The sequence below is a fragment of the Bizionia myxarmorum genome, from assembly GCF_008086205.1.
Lineage (GTDB): Bacteria > Bacteroidota > Bacteroidia > Flavobacteriales > Flavobacteriaceae > Algorimicrobium > Algorimicrobium myxarmorum.
Genome location: NZ_VSKK01000016.1, coordinates 1 through 1015 on the forward strand (window position 1 = coordinate 1; position 1015 = coordinate 1015).

The window sequence follows — 1015 nt, forward strand, 5'->3', positions numbered from 1 at the left end:
GACCGAGGATTTTGGATGTCAACATTATCGAGTGTTTTAATTATAATATCAATGATTTTGACAATTAGAGCGAATAAGAAGAAAGACGAAAATTAATAAACTGAATAAAAACAACGAAATGCCAACACCGTGTATAATTAATGGCTGGGTATCGCCTACTTACGAAAATCCTCGCGGATTTTCTATTCAGTTTTTATTTGCTAAATTCCATGCCTAAAACACGCCACTAATCATACACAAATCCGTTGGCATTAATATAAACTAACCATCAAACTATTGGAAAACGAATTTAAAAAAGTGATGTCCGAAAGGACAGACGAAGAATTAATAAAGATTGTAACAGTTGAAAGAGAAAGATATAATCCGACTGCAATCCAAGCTGCGGACTTTGAAATTGAAAAGCGGAATATCGACACGAGCGAATTTGAGAAAATTAAACAACAAGCAACTGTTGAGAAAGAACAAAAACAGAAAGTTGACTCAAATGTTGTTAGTTCAGGAATAAGATTTTTACATTACATAATTGATTTTATCATTGCCTACTTATTGATTTTAGTAATATTTATAATTTTAGGACTTTTTATAAACCCAACTTCTAACAACTTTATTGGTGGATTATTGACACTGATAACAGTTCTCGGAACTTTCTTCGGATATTATGCAGTAATGGAAATAAAATTTCAAAAAACGGTTGCTAAATTTATTACTAAAACTAAAGTTGTAAAAATAGATGGAAACAAACCAACAGTATCTGAAATTATAGTCAGAACTATATGTCGATTGATTCCCTTCGATGGAATTTCATACTTATTTGTAAAGAATGGATTGCACGACTATTTATCAAAGACGAAAGTAATTAAAGACAACCCAAAATAAAATACTAATGCCAACAAAGTACTGTGGTAAAAACCAAGTGAAATTGATTTAATTTTTCACCAAAGTACTTCTGTAAGTATCTTCATATATTAATCCTGATTTAGCAATTGCAAAGGCCTGTTTTAAGAGCTTATTACAT

1 protein-coding gene is annotated in these 1015 nt (G+C 30.6%); it reads left to right on the forward strand.

The window, feature by feature from the left end; translation table 11 throughout:
• The first annotated feature begins 276 nt into the window (after window positions 1-276).
• Window positions 277-876 (forward strand): RDD family protein, encoded by a 600-nt coding sequence (locus ES674_RS15330; protein WP_148405532.1) that lies wholly within the window; start codon window positions 277-279, stop codon window positions 874-876.
• Window positions 877-1015: the final 139 nt, after the last annotated feature.